The 17,723-nt window shown below is 61.8% G+C and carries 14 protein-coding genes; 7 read left to right on the top strand and 7 right to left on the bottom strand.

Features of this window, described 5'->3' with window-relative positions; translation table 11 throughout:
* Positions 1–46 precede the first annotated feature (46 nt).
* Positions 47–607, bottom strand: a complete 561-nt coding sequence (locus ACCD07_RS18365; protein WP_413448190.1) for a hypothetical protein — start codon at positions 605–607, stop codon at positions 47–49.
* Between the two features lie 1,468 nt (positions 608–2,075).
* Here ACCD07_RS18365 and ACCD07_RS18370 point away from each other — a divergent pair.
* Positions 2,076–2,438: a hypothetical protein gene (locus ACCD07_RS18370; protein ID WP_413448191.1), complete on the top strand. Its 363-nt coding sequence runs from the start codon at positions 2,076–2,078 to the stop codon at positions 2,436–2,438.
* Positions 2,439–2,497: 59 nt separating this feature from the next.
* Here ACCD07_RS18370 and ACCD07_RS18375 read toward each other — a convergent pair whose 3' ends face one another.
* Together ACCD07_RS18375 and ACCD07_RS18380 are read right to left on the bottom strand one after the other, a co-directional pair.
* A complete protein-coding gene (locus ACCD07_RS18375; RefSeq protein ID WP_413448192.1) occupies positions 2,498–2,947 on the bottom strand; it encodes a hypothetical protein in 450 nt (149 codons plus the stop codon).
* 24 nt (positions 2,948–2,971) lie between these two features.
* Positions 2,972–4,720 carry a hypothetical protein gene (locus ACCD07_RS18380; RefSeq protein WP_413448193.1) on the bottom strand — a complete coding sequence of 583 codons (1,749 nt, stop codon included), beginning with the start codon at positions 4,718–4,720 and terminating at the stop codon, positions 2,972–2,974.
* Positions 4,721–4,975: 255 nt separating this feature from the next.
* On the opposite strand from ACCD07_RS18380, the gene ACCD07_RS18385 reads away from it, so the two are divergent.
* The 4 genes from ACCD07_RS18385 to ACCD07_RS18400 all read left to right on the top strand — a co-directional run bounded on the left by ACCD07_RS18385 (position 4,976) and on the right by ACCD07_RS18400 (position 8,183).
* Positions 4,976–5,620 carry a TetR/AcrR family transcriptional regulator gene (locus ACCD07_RS18385; protein ID WP_413448194.1) on the top strand — a complete coding sequence of 215 codons (645 nt, stop codon included), beginning with the start codon at positions 4,976–4,978 and terminating at the stop codon, positions 5,618–5,620.
* 169 nt (positions 5,621–5,789) lie between these two features.
* Positions 5,790–6,443: a protein-L-isoaspartate O-methyltransferase family protein gene (locus ACCD07_RS18390; RefSeq protein ID WP_176652209.1), complete on the top strand. Its 654-nt coding sequence runs from the start codon at positions 5,790–5,792 to the stop codon at positions 6,441–6,443.
* Positions 6,444–6,454: 11 nt separating this feature from the next.
* Positions 6,455–6,778: a rhodanese-like domain-containing protein gene (locus tag ACCD07_RS18395; RefSeq protein WP_176652210.1), complete on the top strand. Its 324-nt coding sequence runs from the start codon at positions 6,455–6,457 to the stop codon at positions 6,776–6,778.
* Positions 6,779–6,863: 85 nt separating this feature from the next.
* The gene (locus ACCD07_RS18400) at positions 6,864–8,183 is read left to right on the top strand and encodes a TolC family outer membrane protein (RefSeq protein WP_176652211.1); all 1,320 of its coding nucleotides are present in this window, start codon (positions 6,864–6,866) and stop codon (positions 8,181–8,183) included.
* A 27-nt stretch (positions 8,184–8,210) separates the two neighbouring features.
* Here ACCD07_RS18400 and ACCD07_RS18405 read toward each other — a convergent pair whose 3' ends face one another.
* The 3 genes from ACCD07_RS18405 to ACCD07_RS18415 form a co-directional block, all read right to left on the bottom strand.
* A complete protein-coding gene (locus ACCD07_RS18405) occupies positions 8,211–10,763 on the bottom strand; it encodes a circularly permuted type 2 ATP-grasp protein (RefSeq protein ID WP_413448195.1) in 2,553 nt (850 codons plus the stop codon).
* A 49-nt stretch (positions 10,764–10,812) separates the two neighbouring features.
* A complete protein-coding gene (locus ACCD07_RS18410; protein WP_413448196.1) occupies positions 10,813–14,211 on the bottom strand; it encodes a DUF2126 domain-containing protein in 3,399 nt (1,132 codons plus the stop codon).
* Between the two features lie 223 nt (positions 14,212–14,434).
* Positions 14,435–15,433 carry a transglutaminase family protein gene (locus ACCD07_RS18415; protein ID WP_413448197.1) on the bottom strand — a complete coding sequence of 333 codons (999 nt, stop codon included), beginning with the start codon at positions 15,431–15,433 and terminating at the stop codon, positions 14,435–14,437.
* Positions 15,434–15,642: 209 nt separating this feature from the next.
* Here ACCD07_RS18415 and ACCD07_RS18420 point away from each other — a divergent pair, with 209 nt between their 5' ends.
* Together ACCD07_RS18420 and ACCD07_RS18425 are read left to right on the top strand one after the other, a co-directional pair.
* The gene (locus tag ACCD07_RS18420) at positions 15,643–16,377 is read left to right on the top strand and encodes an SDR family oxidoreductase (RefSeq protein WP_353401312.1); all 735 of its coding nucleotides are present in this window, start codon (positions 15,643–15,645) and stop codon (positions 16,375–16,377) included.
* A gap of 24 nt (positions 16,378–16,401) precedes the next feature.
* Positions 16,402–17,310 (top strand): SDR family oxidoreductase, encoded by a 909-nt coding sequence (locus ACCD07_RS18425; protein WP_413448198.1) that lies wholly within the window; start codon positions 16,402–16,404, stop codon positions 17,308–17,310.
* On the opposite strand, the gene gloA is transcribed toward ACCD07_RS18425, so the two are convergent.
* Positions 17,307–17,714 carry a lactoylglutathione lyase gene (gene gloA, locus ACCD07_RS18430; protein WP_413448199.1) on the bottom strand — a complete coding sequence of 136 codons (408 nt, stop codon included), beginning with the start codon at positions 17,712–17,714 and terminating at the stop codon, positions 17,307–17,309. The two genes, ACCD07_RS18425 and gloA, sit on opposite strands and share 4 nt — an antisense overlap.
* Between the last annotated feature and the right edge of the window lie 9 nt (positions 17,715–17,723).

A 17,723-nucleotide genomic window follows, 5' to 3' on the forward strand; every position in this document is an offset into this window, starting at 1 on the left:
AGGCCCCGTCAACCCCTCGGAAGGTTGTTGGGGCCGCTTCTTTTTATTATTCGTTAGGTTCGTCTTCCTCGGTGCCGTCGTCTTCCCCAAAAAGCATCGCCTGTTCACCTGTGTCAGGGAACGGCGTCCGACCATAGATACCCTTGCGAGTCGGATGCGCGAATACCATCTTCTTATTCGCCATGCGGTACAAACGAGAATTGAGACGAGAGCGTTTTTCAACCTCGCCGGTGCGCCGGTAAATTGCAATCAGCAATTTATCTAGTGAGGTAGCTCCGCCAAGCTCATCGATAATTTCCACAATAAGAAAGTCTTTCTTATCGGAATCGGTGAGGCTGAGCTGGTCAAGGAGTGCTTGTGGTAAGTCCTTGATCTCCTCCTGGGTTAGGCGGAAATTCGCTTCAGTAATCGAAGTATCAGGCAGCGGAGCGACTGGTAACGGAGCACAGAGCAGCTCCATTTCTGCCAACATTTGTCGAAACATAGCCCCACGCTCCAGATAAGACTGGGCTCGCTTGTCATCATGACGAAATTTCGTCGCCGCACGATCATTATGCGCGATCTGCTCCTTGACGAAGGAGTCGTACTTTTCTAAAATACTAGGCATACGTCACTTTCCAATAGGTGCGTAAATGTGATAGGGCCAGCCTTAGCTGGTTAAAATCCCTATCAAGCAATCCCTAAAACCGCGGACCCGGCTCAGAATCGGACCGCGGTTTTTTCTTGCCTGTTTACATTAGAGCACAACTCGACAGCGCTCGCAAGCGAAAGATGACGACCTGATGGCATGTAGAGGAGTAGGCGGCGAAATGAAGCACCCATTTGCATGAGCGAGAGATTAGCGAGTAATGCGTGAGGAAATGAGGAGGAAGTGACGAATACTGTTATTTTTTGTTCTTTTTCGTGGCTTTTTGTTGTGTTTGGAGCGAGTCCGCAAATTGTTAGAGTGATGTACAGTAATGTAGCATGATAGTTGGGGATGTCATGGAATGTTAAATTTAGTGTGGTTTTGCACCCAGCAAAATCAATTTGCAATCAGTTGCAAAGTAAGTTTAGCTATGTGAATAGCGATGACTAAAGTGACTTTAGCTTGGTTAAATTCTGAAGCCTACAGCTCTTCTAGGGCACAACAGCTCGTGCGTGGCAGCACAACAAAACACTCTTTCCACAAATGAGTTGCAGGTCAAAAGTACTTTTTCGTCCTATTTATGCTAGTTTTTACGAGTGTGAGCACTTACATTTTTCATGCATCTGTTCTGCATTGATGCTTGTGCAAAATTGATTTGCCTTTGAGGCAAAGAACCTCCGTAGTCACCAGGCATTTCAACACCTAAGCACCTGGTAATGCATCCAGTCTGTGTTTTTTTACAGTATTGTTACTTTGATCCTTTCCTTCCTTGCTGCCAAAAGGGTGCTGTGTCCTGTCATGAGCTAAAAGATTGAATTTGAAGCCGATTTCCATATGGTGCCCTTGAAATATGAATTGATTTGAGGATTCCGGCATGCTTGGGGGGCATCTGATAGTTAAGATTAATTGTAAATTAGAAATCAATCGGACAAAAAAGTCTGAAAATTGCGACATTTCTGGGTATGTGCTATTCTGATCCCGTGATGGCAAACTTATTACGAGCAAGGGGGGGGCGGCGATGACCAGTGAAAGTTCTCGATCATCTGAGGGAGCGGTGTTGTTCAGAAGCTTATTAGAACAGATCGGAGAGACCGAAAGTTCATTTGCAAAATTTATGACTGACATGGGGGACGATCGAGAGGATTCAACAATCCTTCGAGGGATACAAAGAATATCAAATGGTGAGGCTAGGTTTTCTGGCGAAATGCGGGTTTTATTGAATCTTGTTCGAGCACTAAGACGAAGAGTCGCCGGGGTCTCGATGCAGTCAGAGTGGGCGGAGGGGCCTGGTGGAGAAGTGGTAGGCGTTACCGCAGACGGGTTCAAAATTAAGATATCACAACAGTCTAAGGGGCGATGGAGGGCTTCGATAGTACATCTTCCATCCGGTTATTGTCCTCCTTTCCCGCGTTGGCAATATAGTCTGTTGGGAGCAAAGGAGGCTGCGATGAGTAGAATTGATGAGGCTAGAAGTGACTCGGAGTGGGAGCGTGGTGACGAGCTCATCTTCGTCAGCATTTCGAGCGATGATGCCTACGCAATACGAATTTGGATGAGAGGAATCATCGACAATCGGCCGAAGCATATTGACGAGGCAAACGGTGAAAGAGCTCTCGGTATTTTGCGAAGTGCTTTTGAAAAGCAAGGACTCGTTATCGACCAGGAAAAAGTGGGGGTGCTGAGCCTGGATACGATTCAATTTACTTTAGGGCCGTATGAAGGAACTCAGGGGGTGGCAGTTCCCGCCGCATTTTTCAAGAATCCGCCTCGTACTGCTAAACGACTACCTGCGCAGAACCGCCTCGATTGAAAACTTAGCACTGTTCGAGGGCTGACGGTGGGTCCTCACTACAGCTTTCTCATGCTCTCTCAAAGAGTGCATGCCATCTCAAGCGATTTGTCGATTTTTTGCTTTGGAGTAGACTGGCCTCTTGGTTTCGCCGGTTGGGCCAGCGGTTTACCTACCTCTTGAACTTTTGGTTTTGTCGTAGCTTTGCTATTTGATTTTGTTAGATGTTTCGCTACTACTTTCCCCACAGCTTTAGCCGTTGGGGCGGCTTGAACGCGAAGGCGCCCTTTAGTCGCTTTTCCTGTTGTTAACGCAGCAGTCAACTCTTTTTGAGTCTGGGTTACAAATGCGGCAAAAAGTGTCCTCCGGGGGGTGCCATTCACTACGGACTGACGCACAACGTCCTCATCGGCTTCCGTTTTGGGGCCAACAATTCCTCTATCTCTAGCGGTACTGAATACGGTGACGAGAACCTTCTCATCATCGAAGAGCTCTCTACCAGTGAGATCGAATCTAAATTTTGTGACCATGAATTGTGCTCCCTAGCGTTCAGTTTATAGCCATGAAGGCGGGACTGCAAGAGAAAGTGGCTTATGTGACGTCAAAGTGAGCTTCCGAGAAAGCTCTCCATCCGAGCGATTGTCCATAGTGGTTTGATGCCGTTTTGTTGAGGCCAACGTCATTAAAATTCCCTGGTGCCCACCTGGCAACAAAATCTCCTCAGTTCCCCCATCAATGTCACGCCATAGAGCGATTGATCTACGAGGTATGGATTCCATGCGATTAGACAGGTCCACCATTCCGGCACATGTAACAGTCAGCACAGCTGAGCCTGGATCTTCGGCGAGCACAGTTGCGTATCTGCCTGGCCAACGATACGTCAGTTGCGCACCGTCCATGAGCAGTGCAACAACTAGATTCGGTCCTACTGCACGTATCGCATTGAGGGCGGGATCTGTTCGAGCCAAGTCCTCACAAATGAGCGTCACGATCGACACGTCTTTGCGCAGAGCGAAAAAGGGCAATTGTCGATGTGCGACGTCAATGTCTTCCCACCATTTGTCATTGGCTGTGTCAGGATCAAAATCGAGCGCGTAGCGCGCAGTCTGACTCTTGTCCAAACGCCATCTATGATGCTTATTTTGTTCAAGTGGCACAGCTCCTTCAGGTCCCAAGATAGCGAACGTTTTTGCTTTATTGAGCCAACGTCCAGTTGTCTTGTCCCTCTCCAATAAGCCGGCAGTGACAAACTGCACACCTGAGCTAACTAGGGCGACGACCAAACCTTCGAGTATCTCAGGAGTTAAAGAGCACTCCGGAAGAATGACACCATCAGGCCGTGCGCCTGTTTCAGCTTGGGCTTTTTGAATCAAGGGAACTATTAACTCATCGGCGAGACGCTTACCCGTCAATCGTGCCCTACCCCGGCCAAGCCAAGTTTGATTCAGCTTAAAAAATGCAGCTACATTAGTTTTATTTTTGAGCTCTGTCTTTGGAGTGCTAACCTCGAAACTTCCATCAGGGATGGAGAATGGGAAAGGCACTATCAAAAGATTCAGATTGTATGGCGCTGCGGGATCAATCTTGGTGCTAGTGCGCGCACGGGACACAAGACGCCAAATTGGGTCAATAACGGATCTACAAGGCAGCAACGCCAAGTGGTGACTGAGGGAGCGAATTGTACAGCCAACTGAAGCAGTTACCGACTTCGGCAATACGATAACTCGATCTGGAGAGATCATTCCGCAGAGCGATGTCGGCCAGTAGGGAAGTTCGTAATCGGATGCAGTTCCTGTGGCGTTCAAAACGACAACTGCTGCGAATTCTGTGAAGGCGTCTCCTACAGCATCTTTCCCCCAGCCCATACCTACACTAGCCTCATCTGCGATAGCAAATAATTGCAGTACTGTTTTTAGTGCATCAGAGGTAGCTGCCAGCTTAGCTATAGGCACTTGCCCATGCTCTACTACTAACTTTGTCCACAATTCTTGCACTTGACGGGGAGGCGGGGCATCGATTTTTTCCCAGCAATAGGCAATTGTAAGAACGTCTTCTAAGTACTCAACATGACCCGTTAAATCGCTGCGGTTCGTACTTGCCTCTGTACAGCAACCACTTTGATCAATGATTGTCCCGGTAACGGCAAACAAATCTGGTGGCCAAATTGGGCACAAGGCATAGCTGGGGAAAGTTGCACGTGGGCCTTCTGGGCGGTTTAGCACTTCCTTTGTGGGAAGTTCCAAGAAATAAGCTGCATCAGTACCCGCTGGCAAGAGGTGATGAACAAGGTCAATGATGCGCATATGTGCATTGGGTGGAATTTATCTTGGTATAGATTAATTGTCATTTATGAATCTTGCAAGACAAATATTTCACTTGAGAACTTAAGTAGACTTGAAACTGAAAAAATAGATAGTGCCAGCTCATGTGTTACCTAGCGCTAGCTTATGCGACGTTAGTGTCAGCTCATACGTCGCCCATCCATCGCCATCCCTTGACGCTGCCACCCCTTGCGCTTATATTAATGACTTATAAGTAAGTTAAAATTAAAACCACCCATGCAAGCCCCTCAAGATACCAAGCCACGCTGGGAGCGGCGCAAGGATGCGCGGCCGCAGGAATTGCTGGCGGCGGCGCTGGAGCAGTTCGTCGAGCGCGGCTATGCCGGCACCCGGCTGGAAGACGTGGCCAAGCGCGCCGGCGTGTCCAAGGGCACGCTGTACCTGTATTTCGCCAACAAGGAAGAATTGTTCAAGGCCGTGGTGCGCGAGAACATCGTCCACGCGATCGGCGAGGCCGAGCAGGCGGCGGCCGTGTTCGAAGGCCCCAGCGGCGAGCTGCTGCGCGCCATCCTGATGAAGTGGTGGAACCAGATCTGTTCCACCCATCTGGCCGGCATCACCAAGCTGATGCTTGCCGAAGGCAACAACTTCCCCGAGCTGGCGCAGTTCTACAACGAAGACGTGGTCGCCCGCGGCAACGGCCTGATCGCCAGCGTGCTGGTGCGCGGCATCTCCCGCGGCGAGTTCCGCCCGGTCGATCCGGCCGTGATGACGCCGGTGCTGGTGGCGCCGGTGCTGATGCTGATGATGTGGACCCATTCCTTCATGCCGACCTGCGAGATGCCGGCTATCGATCCGCAAGCCTTCATGGCGACGCTGATCGACGTCACCCTGCGCGGCCTGGAAGTGGCCCCGGCGTGAGCCAGCCTGCCGTCATCACCGCCCAGCTTGCCATTTTGGTAGGTTCAACCCCCTTAAACTGCAGACTGTCGCAATTTCCCGCGAACCAGACCGTCATATCGTTAATATGTGCCTCGATGCCAGTTCAACGATAAAATGACGGATTATTTAATCCCGACTGAGTCTTAAGATGAATATCGAACAAGCCCGCTTCAACATGATCGAACAGCAAATCCGTCCTTGGGACGTCCTGGATCCGGAGGTTCTGGAGTTGCTGCTGGTAGTGAAACGCGAGAATTTCGTCCCGGCCGCGCACAAGGCGCTGGCGTTTGTCGACGCGGAAATCCCGCTGCCGGGCGGCGAGAACATGCTGATGCCGAAGGTGGAGGCGCGCCTGCTGCAGGACGTCAAGCTGAAGAAGCACGAGAACGTGCTGGAAATCGGCGCCGGCTCCGGCTACATGGCCGCGCTGCTGGCGTACAAGGCGCGTCATGTGACGACCGTGGAAATCTCGCCGGAGCTGAAGGCGCTGGCGGAAAAGAATTTGGCCGACAACGGCGTCACCAACGTGACCGTGGAACTGGGCAACGGCGCCCAGGGCTGGTCCAAGGGCGCGCCGTTCGACGTCATCGTGGTATCGGGCTCGCTGCCGGTGCTGCCGGAAGCGCTGCTGCAGCAACTGAACGTGGGCGGCCGGCTGGCGGTCATCATCGGCCAGGCGCCGGCGATGAAGGCACAGCTGATCACCCGTACCGGCGAAGCCGGCTACGACACGCGCACGCTGTTTGAAACCAGCGTCAAGCCGCTGCAGCTGGCGACGGCGGCCCCGGCCTTCGTGTTTTAAGCGGGCGGCGTATGCAGCAGATCACCGCCCTGGAACTGGCCGACTGGCTGGCAGACGATGCGCGGCCCAGCCCGATGTTGCTGGACGTGCGGGAAAATTGGGAATTCGAGACCTGCCGCATCGCCGGCTCGGTGCAGATCCCGATGAATACCATACCGGCGCGCATCGACGACCTGGATGAGGATGCGGCGATCGTCTGCATCTGCCACCACGGTGCGCGCAGCATGCAGGTGGCCGCCTTCCTGGAGCGTAACGGCTTCGGCAAGATGGTCAACCTGACCGGCGGCATCCACGCCTGGGCGCTGCAAGTCGACGGCACGATGGCCAAGTATTGAGATGCCGCGTTGAAACGGCGCGGCGCAAAGGTAGCAGTGTTTTTGATTTGATCAACTTTTTTTGATGACTCCAACGGAGAATGCAATGCAGAGACCCCTTATCGCCGTGCTGATCGCCAGCGCCTTCTTGACGCTCAACGCACAGGCGGCCGACCTGATCCAGGTTTATCAGCAAGCGCTGGCCAATGACGCTACGTACGCCAGCGCCCGCTCGTCGCTGACCGCGGGCCAGGAACGGATCACCCAGGGGCGCTCCGGCCTGCTGCCGAGCATTTCGGCCAGCGGCAGCAATCTGCGCAACTCCGGCGACATCACCGGCCCCGATCCGGTCTTCGGCATCGTCACCAAATCCGACACCAGGTACCACACCAACGCCTACACGGTGCAGCTGTCCCAGCCGCTGTTCAACTGGGCCAACTGGCAGACCTACCAGCAGAGCAAGCTGGCGCAGGCCACCGCCGAAGCCACCTTTGCCCAGGCCCAGCAGGACCTGATCACCCGCGTGGCGCAAGCCTATTTCGACGTGCTGACGGCGCAGGACAACCTGACCTCGACCCAGGCGCAGAAAGTGGCGACCACCGAACAGCTGGCCTCGGCCAAACGCAACTTCGAAGTGGGCACCCAGACCATCACCGACACCCACGAAGCGCAGGCGGCGTACGACCTGGTGGTGGCGCAGGAGTTTGCCGCCATCAACGACCTGGACAACAAGCGCACCGCGCTGCGCGTGATCATCGGCCAGGAGCCGGGCGAACTGGCGCCGCTGCGCACCGGCGTGACGATCAACCCGCCGTCGCCGGCGGCGGTCGATCCATGGGTCAGCTCGGCTGAAGACCAGAACTACGCGGTGGTCGCCGCCAAGCTGAACGTGGAAATCGCCAAGCGCGAAATCGAGCGCAACCGCGCCAACCACATGCCGACGCTGAACCTGGTCGCCAGCTCCTCGCACAACGCCCAGACCGCCGGCCAGGCGATCAACAACAACGCCATCGGCGTCAGCTGGAACGTGCCCATCTTCAGCGGCTTCGCCGTCACCAGCAAGGTGCGCGAAACCATCGCGCTGGAAGACAAGGCCCGCAACGATCTGGAAGCGACCAAGCGCGCCGCCTCGCAAAACGCCCGTTCGGCCTACCTGGGCATGAACAGCGGCCTGGCGCAGGTCAAGGCGCTGGAAGCGGCGGAAGTGTCGAGCAAGTCATCGCTGGATTCGAACAAGCTGGGCTACCAGGTCGGCGTGCGCATCAACATCGACGTGCTGAATGCCCAGAAGCTGCTGTACTCGACCCAGAAGGACCTGTCGAAGGCACGCTACGACACCATCATGAACGGCCTGCGCCTGAAGTCGGCGGCCGGTTCGCTGAAGGAAGACGACCTGGCGCCGGTCAACGCGCTGCTGGTCCATTAAGAACCAGTCCACGCGGGCCGGCGCCGTTCAGGCGGCCGGCTTGCCCGTGTGGCTGAAGAATTGCACGCCTATCTGTTCCGACAGGGCCTGGCTGGCCAGGTCCAGGCGTTGCAGCAAGTCCAGCAGATAGGCGTTGCCGCCGTACAGATCGCTCTCCGGCGTGAGCGCCAGCAATTCCTCGTTGAGCGGCGCCAGCTTGTCCGCGCCGCAATCGCCGCTCGCCTCCCCCAGCTGGGTCAGTGTTTTCAGGATGCCCTGCACCTGGAACGCGATGGCGCGCGGATTGCTCTCGTCGAGCAGCAGCAGGTCGAGCAGCGGCAGCCATTCCGGCTGCGCCTGGTAGCGAGAGCGGTAGGTGATGATGCTGTCCGATAGCTCCAGCAGCCATTCCAGCTTGCTGTCGTCGTCCGCGTCCACATCCATTTCCAGACCGTGCCGCAGCACCTTGCACTGGAACTGCAGCCGTTCGAGACGGCGTCCCAGCGACAGGAAGCGCCAGCCTCGATCGCGGTTCATGCCGTCCAGCGCATAGCCGCTCATCAGCATCGATTTTTCCGCCGCGTCGTCGAGCAGGCTCATCGCTTCGGCCTGGGTCGGCTGCCGCTCTTCGTCGGCGCGCTGCGCCATCTTGTTGAGCGCACGCCAGTTGTCGAGCGACATGCGTTCGCGCAGCAGGCTGGCCGACTGATACAGCTGCTGCTGTTGCCGCGCCAGTCCGGGCACGTCGGCCGAGACCACCGCGCGCAGCAGGGCCGATTCGATCTCGGCGTCGCTCGGCGGCGGCGCGGCTGCGGCCGGCGCCGGTGCCGCGGACGGTTGCAACGGCTCCGCCTCCGGCCGTTGGAGCAGCCCGAACCACGTGCACAAGGCCGTCATCGCCTGCCACTCGCGGCCGCGGTCGTCCGGCGGCACGTCGAACAGATAGGTCAGCGTGACCCGCAACAGGCGGGCGATATCGTCGCAGCGCTCGGCGTGGCGGCCGAACCAGTGCAGGTTTTCCGCCACCCGGCTCGACAGGTGGGTGTCGTCGCGCACCAGGTCGCGGCGCACGCCGGCGGCCCGTTCCGGGTGCAAGGGCGCGCCGGTCTGCGCGCGCGCCTGCACCCAGGTGTCCTTGCTGCCGCCGCCGTGCTGCATGGTGATGACGCGGGCGTCGGGGCCGGTGGCCACCCGCGTCAGCCCGCCCGGCATCACCACATAGCCCTTGGGCGTGGCGCAGGCAAACACCCGCAGGCCGGTGGCGCAGGGGTACAGGCCGTCGGGCGCGCCGGACTTCCACACCGGCGCCTGCGACAGGCGCACCAGCTCCTGGGCCACGTACTGGTTGGGGGTGGCGCGCAGCTGCGCGATCAGCGCCTCGCGCGCGGCGCCGGCCAGGTCGGCGCCGAACACCGAGGCCTGGCGCATCTGCGGGAAGCTGGGCTTGACGACCAGTGTGTCGAGCTTGGCGACCACCTGTTCCAGCGCGCTGGGCTCGCCGCACCACCAGGTCGCCACCGACGGCATCTTCAGCGGCGTGCCCAGCAGGCGCTGGCACAGCGACGGCAGGAAGCCCAGCAGCGCGCCCGATTCCAGCAGGCTTGAACCGAGGCTGTTGGTGACCAGCACATTGCCACGGCGCACCGCCTCGGTCAGGCCGGCCACGCCCAGCGCGGAGTCGGAGCGCAATTCCAGCGGATCGCAAAAGTCGTCGTCGACGCGGCGCACGATCACGTGCACGCGCTGCATGCCGGACAGGGTCTTCATCCACACCATGTTGTTGCGCACCGTCAGGTCGCCGCCCTCGACCAGCGGCAAGCCCAGGTAGCGCGCCAGGTAGGCGTGCTCGTAATAGGTTTCGTTGTAGGGGCCGGGCGTGAGCAGCACCATCAGCGGCGGTTCGCCGGCGCGCAGCGGCGGGCCGCCGCCGTTGGCGGCGCAGTTGCGGCCCCAGGTCGCCAGGCTGGCGCGCATGGTGTCGAAAAAGCCGCCCAGGCTGCGCACCTTGAGGTCGCGCTGCAGGTCGGGAAAGATGCGCGAAATCACCGAGCGGTTTTCCAGCGCGTAGCCGGCGCCCGACGGCGCCTGCGTGCGGTCGCCGACCACCCACCAGCGGCCGTTGGGCGCGCGCGCCAGGTCCAGCGCATAGAAGTGCAGGGCGATGTCGCCCTGGTGGCGTATGCCCTGGCAGGGCCGCAGGAAGCCGGCGTGGCCGTGGATCAGGGCCGGCGGCAGCAAGCCCTCGGCCAGCAGGCGCTGCTCGCCGTAGACGTCGAGCAGTATGCGGTTGAGCAAGGTGGCGCGCTGCGCCACGGCGGCCTCGATCTCGGCCCATTCCTCGTGCGGCAGGATCAGCGGCAGCACGTTCAAGTCCCACGGGCGCTGCACGCCCTTGGCGTCGGTGTAGACGTTGTAGGTGACGCCGTTTTCGCGCACCTGGCGCGCCACCGCCGCGATGCGCTCGCGCATCACGGCCGGCGCCTCGCCCCTCAGCCCGCCGAGCAGCGCGCGCCAGTGCGGGCGCGGCTGCCCGCTGGCGTCGAGCATTTCATCGTAGGTGCCGGCGGCGGCGGGATAGCCCGCGAGTAATTGATCTAACATGGTGCCCATTCTGCCATATGGCTTCCGGCGTCCGATAGCGGGCGCACGCCTACGTCGGTTGCCAGCGCAAATCCAGGGTCATCGGGAAGCTGGGGTTCAGCGCCTCCTTGTACACCGTCATCGGCCCCGGCGTATGGCCGTGCGCCCAGAAGCGGGCGAAACGGCGCGCCTCGGCGGCGTTGGCGTTGACCGGCGAACCGCTCTCGGCGCGGCCGCCCGGATGCACCACGTGGTAGGTGCAGCCGCCGATGGCGCGGTTGCTCCAGGTGTCGATCAGGTCGAACGTCAGCGGCGCCTGCACCCGTATCGTCGGATGCAGCGCCGACCACGGGCTCCACGCGCGGAAGCGCACGCCCGCCACATACTCGCCCGGCACGCCGGTCGGATGCAGCGGCAGCATGCGGCCGTTGCAGGACACCACATGGCGGCCGTCGGTCAGGCCGCGCACCAGCAGCTGCATCCGCTCGACCGACGAATCGACATAGCGCGCGGTGCCGCCGCCGCTCATTTCCTCGCCCAGCACGTGCCACGGTTCTATGGCCTGGCGCAATTCCATTTCGACGCCCTCGTACACCACGGTGCCGAAACGCGGGAAACGGAATTCGATGAAGGGATCGAACCAGTGGTCCTCGAAGGCGTAGCCGGCGTCGCGCAAATCGCGGGCGACGCCGCGGATATCCTGGGCCACGAAATGCGGCAGCATCCAGCGGTCGTGCAGCGCCGTGCCCCAGTGCACCAGCTTGGCCTGGTAGGGCTGGCGCCAGAAGCGCGCCACCAGCGCCCGCAACAACAGCATCTGCAGCAGGCTCATACGCTCGTGCGGCGGCATCTCGAAGGCGCGGAACTCGACCAGGCCGAGGCGGCCGGTGGGGCCGTCCGGTGAATACAGCTTGTCGATCGAAAATTCCGAGCGGTGGGTATTGCCGGTCAGGTCGACCAGCAGGTTGCGCAGCAGGCGGTCGACCATCCATGGCCGGTCGCCCGGATGCATGGTGGGCAGTTGCTGGTCCATCTGCTGGAAGGCGATCGCCAGCTCGTACAGATTGTCGTCGCGCGCTTCGTCGACGCGCGGCGCCTGGCTGGTCGGGCCGATGAAGGTGCCGGAAAACAGATAGGACAGCGACGGGTGGTTTTGCCAGTAGGTGATCAGGCTTTTCAGCAGATCGGGGCGGCGCAGCATCGGGCTGTCCTCCGCCGTGGCGCCGCCCAGGGTCGCGTGGTTGCCGCCGCCGGTGCCGGTGTGGCGGCCGTCGACCATGAATTTCTCGGTGCCGAGGCGGGTCAGGCGCGCCTCCTCGTACAGGGTCGACATGTTGTAGACCAGCTCCTTCCAGCTGGCGGCCGGATGGATGTTGACCTCGATGACGCCGGGATCGGGCGTCACGCTGAGCAGCTTGATGCGCGGATCGCGCGGCGGCGGATAGCCTTCCATCCACAGCTTGAGCTTGAGCAGCGCGGCGGTGTTCTCGACGGCGGCCACCAGCGCCAGGTAGTCCTCGATGCGTTGCATCGGCGGCATGAAGACATGCAGCCGCCCCGCGCGCACCTGCACGCACAGCGCCGTGTGGATGACGTCGCGGGGGGGCCCGGGGGGGGGGGGCCCCCCCCGCGGGGGTTTTTTGGGGGGGGGGGGGGGGGCGGGCCCCCCCCCCCCCCCGGGGGTTTTTTTGTGGGCGCGGTGCGGGGCCCCGAGGCCCAGCACTGGCCGGCGGTCGCGCTTGGGCACCGCCAGCGGTTCGCGCGGGGCGAAAGGATCGACCTCGAACTGCGGCTCCTCGTCTTCCGGCATCACCCACGGCAGCGTGTTCAGCGGCAGCCGCAAGCCCATCGGCGAATCGCCGTCGATCAGGTACAGGTGTTCGCGCCGCAGCGGCCAGGGCGAGGTGCGCCAGACGGTGCCGCCGATGCCGATCGCGCCGGCGGCCGGCTCCTCGGCCTTCAGCGGCAGCACATAGCCGACCACCGTGCCCAGTCCCGTCTGCAGCAGGCGCGCCAGGCGGCGCCGCTCGTCGGGCGAGTCCAGGTCGGCCTTCAGCGGATCCAGGTTGACCGGCATGCCCTGCTCGCGCTGCGCCTGCTGCGCCACGTCCTCGTAGGCGGGAATCGCGCTGCCGGCCGGCAGGCGCAGCGCCCGCGCCAGCGCCGCGCAAAAGCGCTCGGCCTCGTCGGGGCCGTAGCCGTCGTCGACGTTTTCGTCGGAGAACAGGGTGGCGTCCAGCCACATCGGCTGGCCGTCGACGCGCCAGTAGATATTCAGCGCCCAGCGCGGCAGCGGTTCGCCCGGATACCATTTGCCCTGGCCGTAGTGCAGCATGCCGCCCGGCGCGAAATGGTTCTTCAGACGATGCATCAGCTCGCCGGCCAGCCTGCGCTTGTCGGCGCCGTGCGCCTCGGTGTTCCACTGCGCGCCGTCCATGTCGTCGATCGACACGAAGGTCGGTTCGCCGCCCTGCGTCAGGCGCACGTCCTGCTGCTTGAGGTCGGCGTCCACCTGCTGGCCGAGCTGGTCGATCTTGCGCCAGTCGTCCTCCGAATACGGCTTGGTCACGCGCGGGTCTTCGTGGATGCGGGTGATCGTCATCTCGTGATGGAAGGTGACCTCGGCCTTGTCGGTGAAGCCGGTGACCGGCGCCGCCGACGAGGGCTGCGCGGTGCAGGCCAACGGGATGTGGCCTTCGCTGGCCAGCATGCCCGAGGTCGGGTCGAGCCCGATCCAGCCCGCGCCCGGCACATACACCTCGGCCCAGGCGTGCAGGTCGGTGAAGTCGACGCTGGTGCCGCTGGGGCCGTCGAGCGCCTGCTGGTCGGCGCGCAGCTGGATCAGGTAGCCGGACACGAAACGCGCGGCCAGCCCCATCTCGCGCAGGATCTGCACCAGCAGCCAGCCGCTGTCGCGGCAGGAGCCCGAACGTTTTTCCAGCGTCTGCTCGGGTGTCTGCACGCCCGGCTCCATGCGCAGCAGGTAGCCGATATCGCCCTGCAGCCGCTGGTTGATGGCCACCAGGAAGTCGTTGGTGCCCATCTTTTCCTTCAGCAGGTCGGCGCGGGCGGCCTCGACCCAGGCGGTCTGCAGCGCGCCGGGCGGCTCGCTCTGCAGATACGGGCCGAGTTCGGCGCGCAGCTGTTCCGGATAGGCGAAGGGGAATTGCTCGGCGTATTTTTCAACGAAGAAGTCGAAGGGATTAATCACCGTCATGTCGGCCACCAGGTCGACGGTGAATTCCAGCCGGTCGGCCTTTTCAGGGAATACAAAGCGGCCGATGTAATTGCCGTAGGGGTCCTGCTGCCAGTTGATGAAGTGCTGCTCCGGCGCGACCGTCAGCGAATACGACAGGATGGGCGTGCGCGCATGGGGGGCCGGGCGCAAGCGGACTTCGTGGGGCGAAAGCGCAACCAGGCGGTCGTAGCTGTAGCTGGTTTTGTGGTGCAACGCGACACGGATAGCCATACGGTGAGCTTCTTTCTCTGGTGTGGAGACACGGCGGCGCGGGAGGTGCCCGGAGCGCGGATATCACAGCACTAAGCAGAAAGCATGCCATTGGCACAAGGTGGAAAGGCGGCGGGGCGGGGTTCCGGGCCGCCACCGCACCGCGCCGGCGCACGGCGCCATCGTCGCGATGCCCCAGCCCGGTGCGCTGCGCACTGCGCCGGGGCCGGCCGAACCAGACGGACTAGACGGGCTGTCCGGGCAGCGGGACCGGCGTCTGCATCTGGCCCGGCGGCTGGGCGGCGGGCTGCGGCGGTGCCGGCGGCTGCGCCGGCGTCAGCGGCGTGACGGTGACATTGACCTGCAGCTCCTGGGCGCCGCCGCCCAGCACCACGCCGCGCATCGGCGTGACGTCGCTGAAATCGCGACCCCAGCCGATGGTGATGTGTTCGCGCTGCACCAGGCAGCGGTTGGTCGGATCGAAATCGACCCAGCCCAGCTCCGGGCAAAACACCGACACCCAGGCGTGCGAGGCGTCGGCGCCGATCAGGCGCGGCTGGCCCTCGGGCGGATGGGTCTGCAGATAGCCGCTGACATAGCGCGCGGGCAAACCCAGGCTGCGCAGGCCGCCTATCATCAGTTGCGCGAAATCCTGGCATACGCCGCGGCGGCCGGCCAGCACCTGTTCCAGCGGCGTGGAGATATCGGTGGCGCCGCCGTCGAATTCAAAGTCGTCGAAGATGCGCTCGGTCAGTTCCATCGCGGCGTCCAGCAGCGGCCGGCCCGGCGTGAAGCTGGGCTGGGCGTAGTCGCGCAGCGCGGCCGTCCAGCGCACGTGCGGCGACTCGTACAGATAGCGGCCGGCATCGAGCATGTCGGCCTGGCGCGATTGTTTCAGCAGGTCGCGCAGGGATTCCCAGGGCAGGGAACCGCGTATGCCAGTGGAATCGGGGCGCGGCCCCAGCGCCACGGTCGATTCGGCGCGCACCAGCAGCATTTTGTGCGGCGTGGTGATCGTCAGGCGGCGGATGTTGTTGCCGAAATAATCCTGGCTGTCGGCGCTGTCGTCCGGCGCCGGGTCGATCAGCAAATGATGGGTTTCAGTCTTCTGGAACGGCAGGTCGCGCGGGGTCAGGTGCAGCAGCTGTTGCGACAGCGTCACCATGTTTTGATAGCTGTACCGGGTTTCGTGCACCACGTTGTAGCGCCATTGTGGCGTGGCCGGCGCCAAGGGGGAATTCATCAAATTGTGCTCCAGATCGCCCCGAGTATCGGGGATTTGCCGACGTAATGTAGCACGCCGGGGCAAGGCAGGGGGGCTGACGGGCGTGTGCCGCGCGGGCGCGATTGTTATTGAAAATTGCATACTTGAAGCAATTTTCATGGGTTTATTCATTTTTGATGGCGAGTGATACTTCTTTCACACCAACCTCTCATTGAAGGAGTACTAACATGAAACAAGTTGCCATCGTTACCGGCGCCTCCCGCGGCATCGGCGCCGCCATCGCCCAACGCCTGGCCAGAGACGGCTACGCGGTCGTCGTCAACTACGCCGGCAATGCCGCCGAAGCCGACAAGGTGGTCGGCGCCATCGCCGGCGCAGGCGGCACCGCCATCGCCATCCAGGCCGACGTCGCCGACCCGGCCGCCGTGCGCGCCATGTTCGACGCGGCCATCGCGCAACTGGGCCGCGTCGATGTGCTGGTCAACAACGCCGGCATCATGCCGCCGGCGCTGCCGCACTTGGCCGACACCGACGACCAGACCTTCGACCGCCTGTTCTCGGTCAACGTCAAAGGCAGTTTCAACACGATGCGTGCAGCTGCCGCCAAGCTGCAACACGGCGGTCGCATCATCAATTTCTCCACCAGCATGATCGGCCTGGCGCTGCCCGGCTACGCGATCTACGCCGCCACCAAAGGCGCGATCGAGGTCATGACCAACATCCTGGCCAAGGAGCTGCGCGGCAAGAACATCTCGGTCAACGCCGTCGCGCCGGGGCCGACCGCCACCGCGCTGTTCCTGGACGGTAAAACCCCGGAAACGATAGAGCGCATGTCGAAAATGGCGCCGCTGGAACGCCTGGGCCAGCCGGAAGACATCGCCGCCGCCGTGTCCTTCCTGGCCGGCCAGGATGGCGGCTGGATCAACGGCCAGACGCTGCGCGCCAACGGCGGCCTGGTTTAACCCGTACGGATCCAGGAGAACATCATGAACAAATCCATAGTCCTCGTTACCGGTGCGGGCACCGGCATTGGCCATCTGTCGGTGAAGGCGCTGGCGCTGGCCGGCCACTCGGTCTACGCGTCGATGCGCGACATCGCCGGCCGCAACGCCGCCAAGGTGCGCGAACTGCGCGACTGGGCCTTCGCCCACGGCGCCGACGTGCGCGCCGTCGAACTCGATGTGCTGTCGCAGGCGTCCGCCGATGCGGCCGTGGCCACCATCGTCGCCGAGCGCGGCCGGCTGGACGCGGTGGTCCACAACGCCGGCCACCTGGTGATCGGCCCGACGGAAGCGTTCACGCCGGAAGAAATCAGCCGCGTGTTCGACACCAACTTCCTCGGCACCCAGCGCGTCAACAAGGCGGTGCTGCCGGTGATGCGGGGCCAGCAGCAGGGGCTGGTGCTGTGGGTCAGCAGCACGACGGCGCGCGGCGGCTTTCCGCCGTTCCTGGGGCCGTACGCCGCGGCCAAGGCCGCGATGGATTCGATCGCCGTGACGATGGCCTACGAGCTGTCACGCTTCAATATCGAGACCTCGATCGTGGTGCCGGGCGCCTTCACCGCCGGCACCGACCATTTCGCCAACGCCGGCAAGCCGGCCGACGCGGCGACCAGCGCGGCGTATGCCCGTTACGACGGCTTGATGGACCAGGTCGGCGCGCGGCTGAGCGAACTGATGCCGCCGGAAGCCGATCCGGCGGCGGTGGCGGCCGACATCGCCCGCATCGTCGGCCTGCCGCACGGCACGCGTCCGTTCCGCTCGATCACCGACTTCATCGACGACGGCGCCACGGCGGTGACCGAAGTGGCCGAGCGCGTGCGCGTGGAGTTCGCCGAGCGCATCGGCATCGCCGACTTGCTCAAGCCAGGCCTGGTCAAAGCTGTATCGGATTAAAGGCCGGCGCCCTGGCCGTCGAAGCTGCGTTCGATCAGCTCGATCTTGTAGCCGTCCGGGTCCGTGACGAAGGCGATCACCGTGGTGCCGCCCTTGACCGGGCCCGGCTCGCGCGTGACGGCGCCGCCGTTGGCCTTGACGGCCTCGCAGGCGCTGACGATGTTGTCGGCCGAGATGGCGATGTGGCCGTAGGCGGTGCCCATGTCGTAGCTGGTGGTGCCGTAGTTATAGGTCAGCTCCAGCTCCGCGTGGTCCGGATTGGCGCCGTAGCCGAGGAAGGCCAGCGTATATTTGTACTCCGGGTTGTCGCTGGTGCGCAGCAGTTTCATGCCGAGCACCTTGGTGTAGAAATCGATCGAGCGCTGCAGGTCGCCGACCCGCAGCATGGTGTGCAAGATACGCATAGTGGTCTT

The organism is Duganella sp. Dugasp56, assembly GCF_047304105.1.
In the GTDB taxonomy this organism is placed as follows: Bacteria; Pseudomonadota; Gammaproteobacteria; order Burkholderiales; family Burkholderiaceae_D; genus Rugamonas; species Rugamonas hordei.

What these genes read in the sequence shown, in the direction of transcription:
- ACCD07_RS18415 (WP_413448197.1), bottom strand. Translation starts at nt 15,433, where the DNA reads ATGAATTCCCCCTTGGCGCCGGCCACGCCACAATGGCGCTACAACGTG.
- ACCD07_RS18425 (WP_413448198.1), top strand. Translation starts at nt 16,402, where the DNA reads ATGAACAAATCCATAGTCCTCGTTACCGGTGCGGGCACCGGCATTGGC.
- gloA (WP_413448199.1), bottom strand. Translation starts at nt 17,714, where the DNA reads ATGCGTATCTTGCACACCATGCTGCGGGTCGGCGACCTGCAGCGCTCG.
- ACCD07_RS18395 (WP_176652210.1), top strand. Translation starts at nt 6,455, where the DNA reads ATGCAGCAGATCACCGCCCTGGAACTGGCCGACTGGCTGGCAGACGAT.
- ACCD07_RS18370 (WP_413448191.1), top strand. Translation starts at nt 2,076, where the DNA reads ATGAGTAGAATTGATGAGGCTAGAAGTGACTCGGAGTGGGAGCGTGGT.
- ACCD07_RS18365 (WP_413448190.1), bottom strand. Translation starts at nt 607, where the DNA reads ATGCCTAGTATTTTAGAAAAGTACGACTCCTTCGTCAAGGAGCAGATC.
- ACCD07_RS18420 (WP_353401312.1), top strand. Translation starts at nt 15,643, where the DNA reads ATGAAACAAGTTGCCATCGTTACCGGCGCCTCCCGCGGCATCGGCGCC.
- ACCD07_RS18380 (WP_413448193.1), bottom strand. Translation starts at nt 4,720, where the DNA reads ATGCGCATCATTGACCTTGTTCATCACCTCTTGCCAGCGGGTACTGAT.
- ACCD07_RS18375 (WP_413448192.1), bottom strand. Translation starts at nt 2,947, where the DNA reads ATGGTCACAAAATTTAGATTCGATCTCACTGGTAGAGAGCTCTTCGAT.
- ACCD07_RS18385 (WP_413448194.1), top strand. Translation starts at nt 4,976, where the DNA reads ATGCAAGCCCCTCAAGATACCAAGCCACGCTGGGAGCGGCGCAAGGAT.
- ACCD07_RS18390 (WP_176652209.1), top strand. Translation starts at nt 5,790, where the DNA reads ATGAATATCGAACAAGCCCGCTTCAACATGATCGAACAGCAAATCCGT.
- ACCD07_RS18400 (WP_176652211.1), top strand. Translation starts at nt 6,864, where the DNA reads ATGCAGAGACCCCTTATCGCCGTGCTGATCGCCAGCGCCTTCTTGACG.
- ACCD07_RS18405 (WP_413448195.1), bottom strand. Translation starts at nt 10,763, where the DNA reads ATGTTAGATCAATTACTCGCGGGCTATCCCGCCGCCGCCGGCACCTAC.
- ACCD07_RS18410 (WP_413448196.1), bottom strand. Translation starts at nt 14,211, where the DNA reads ATGGCTATCCGTGTCGCGTTGCACCACAAAACCAGCTACAGCTACGAC.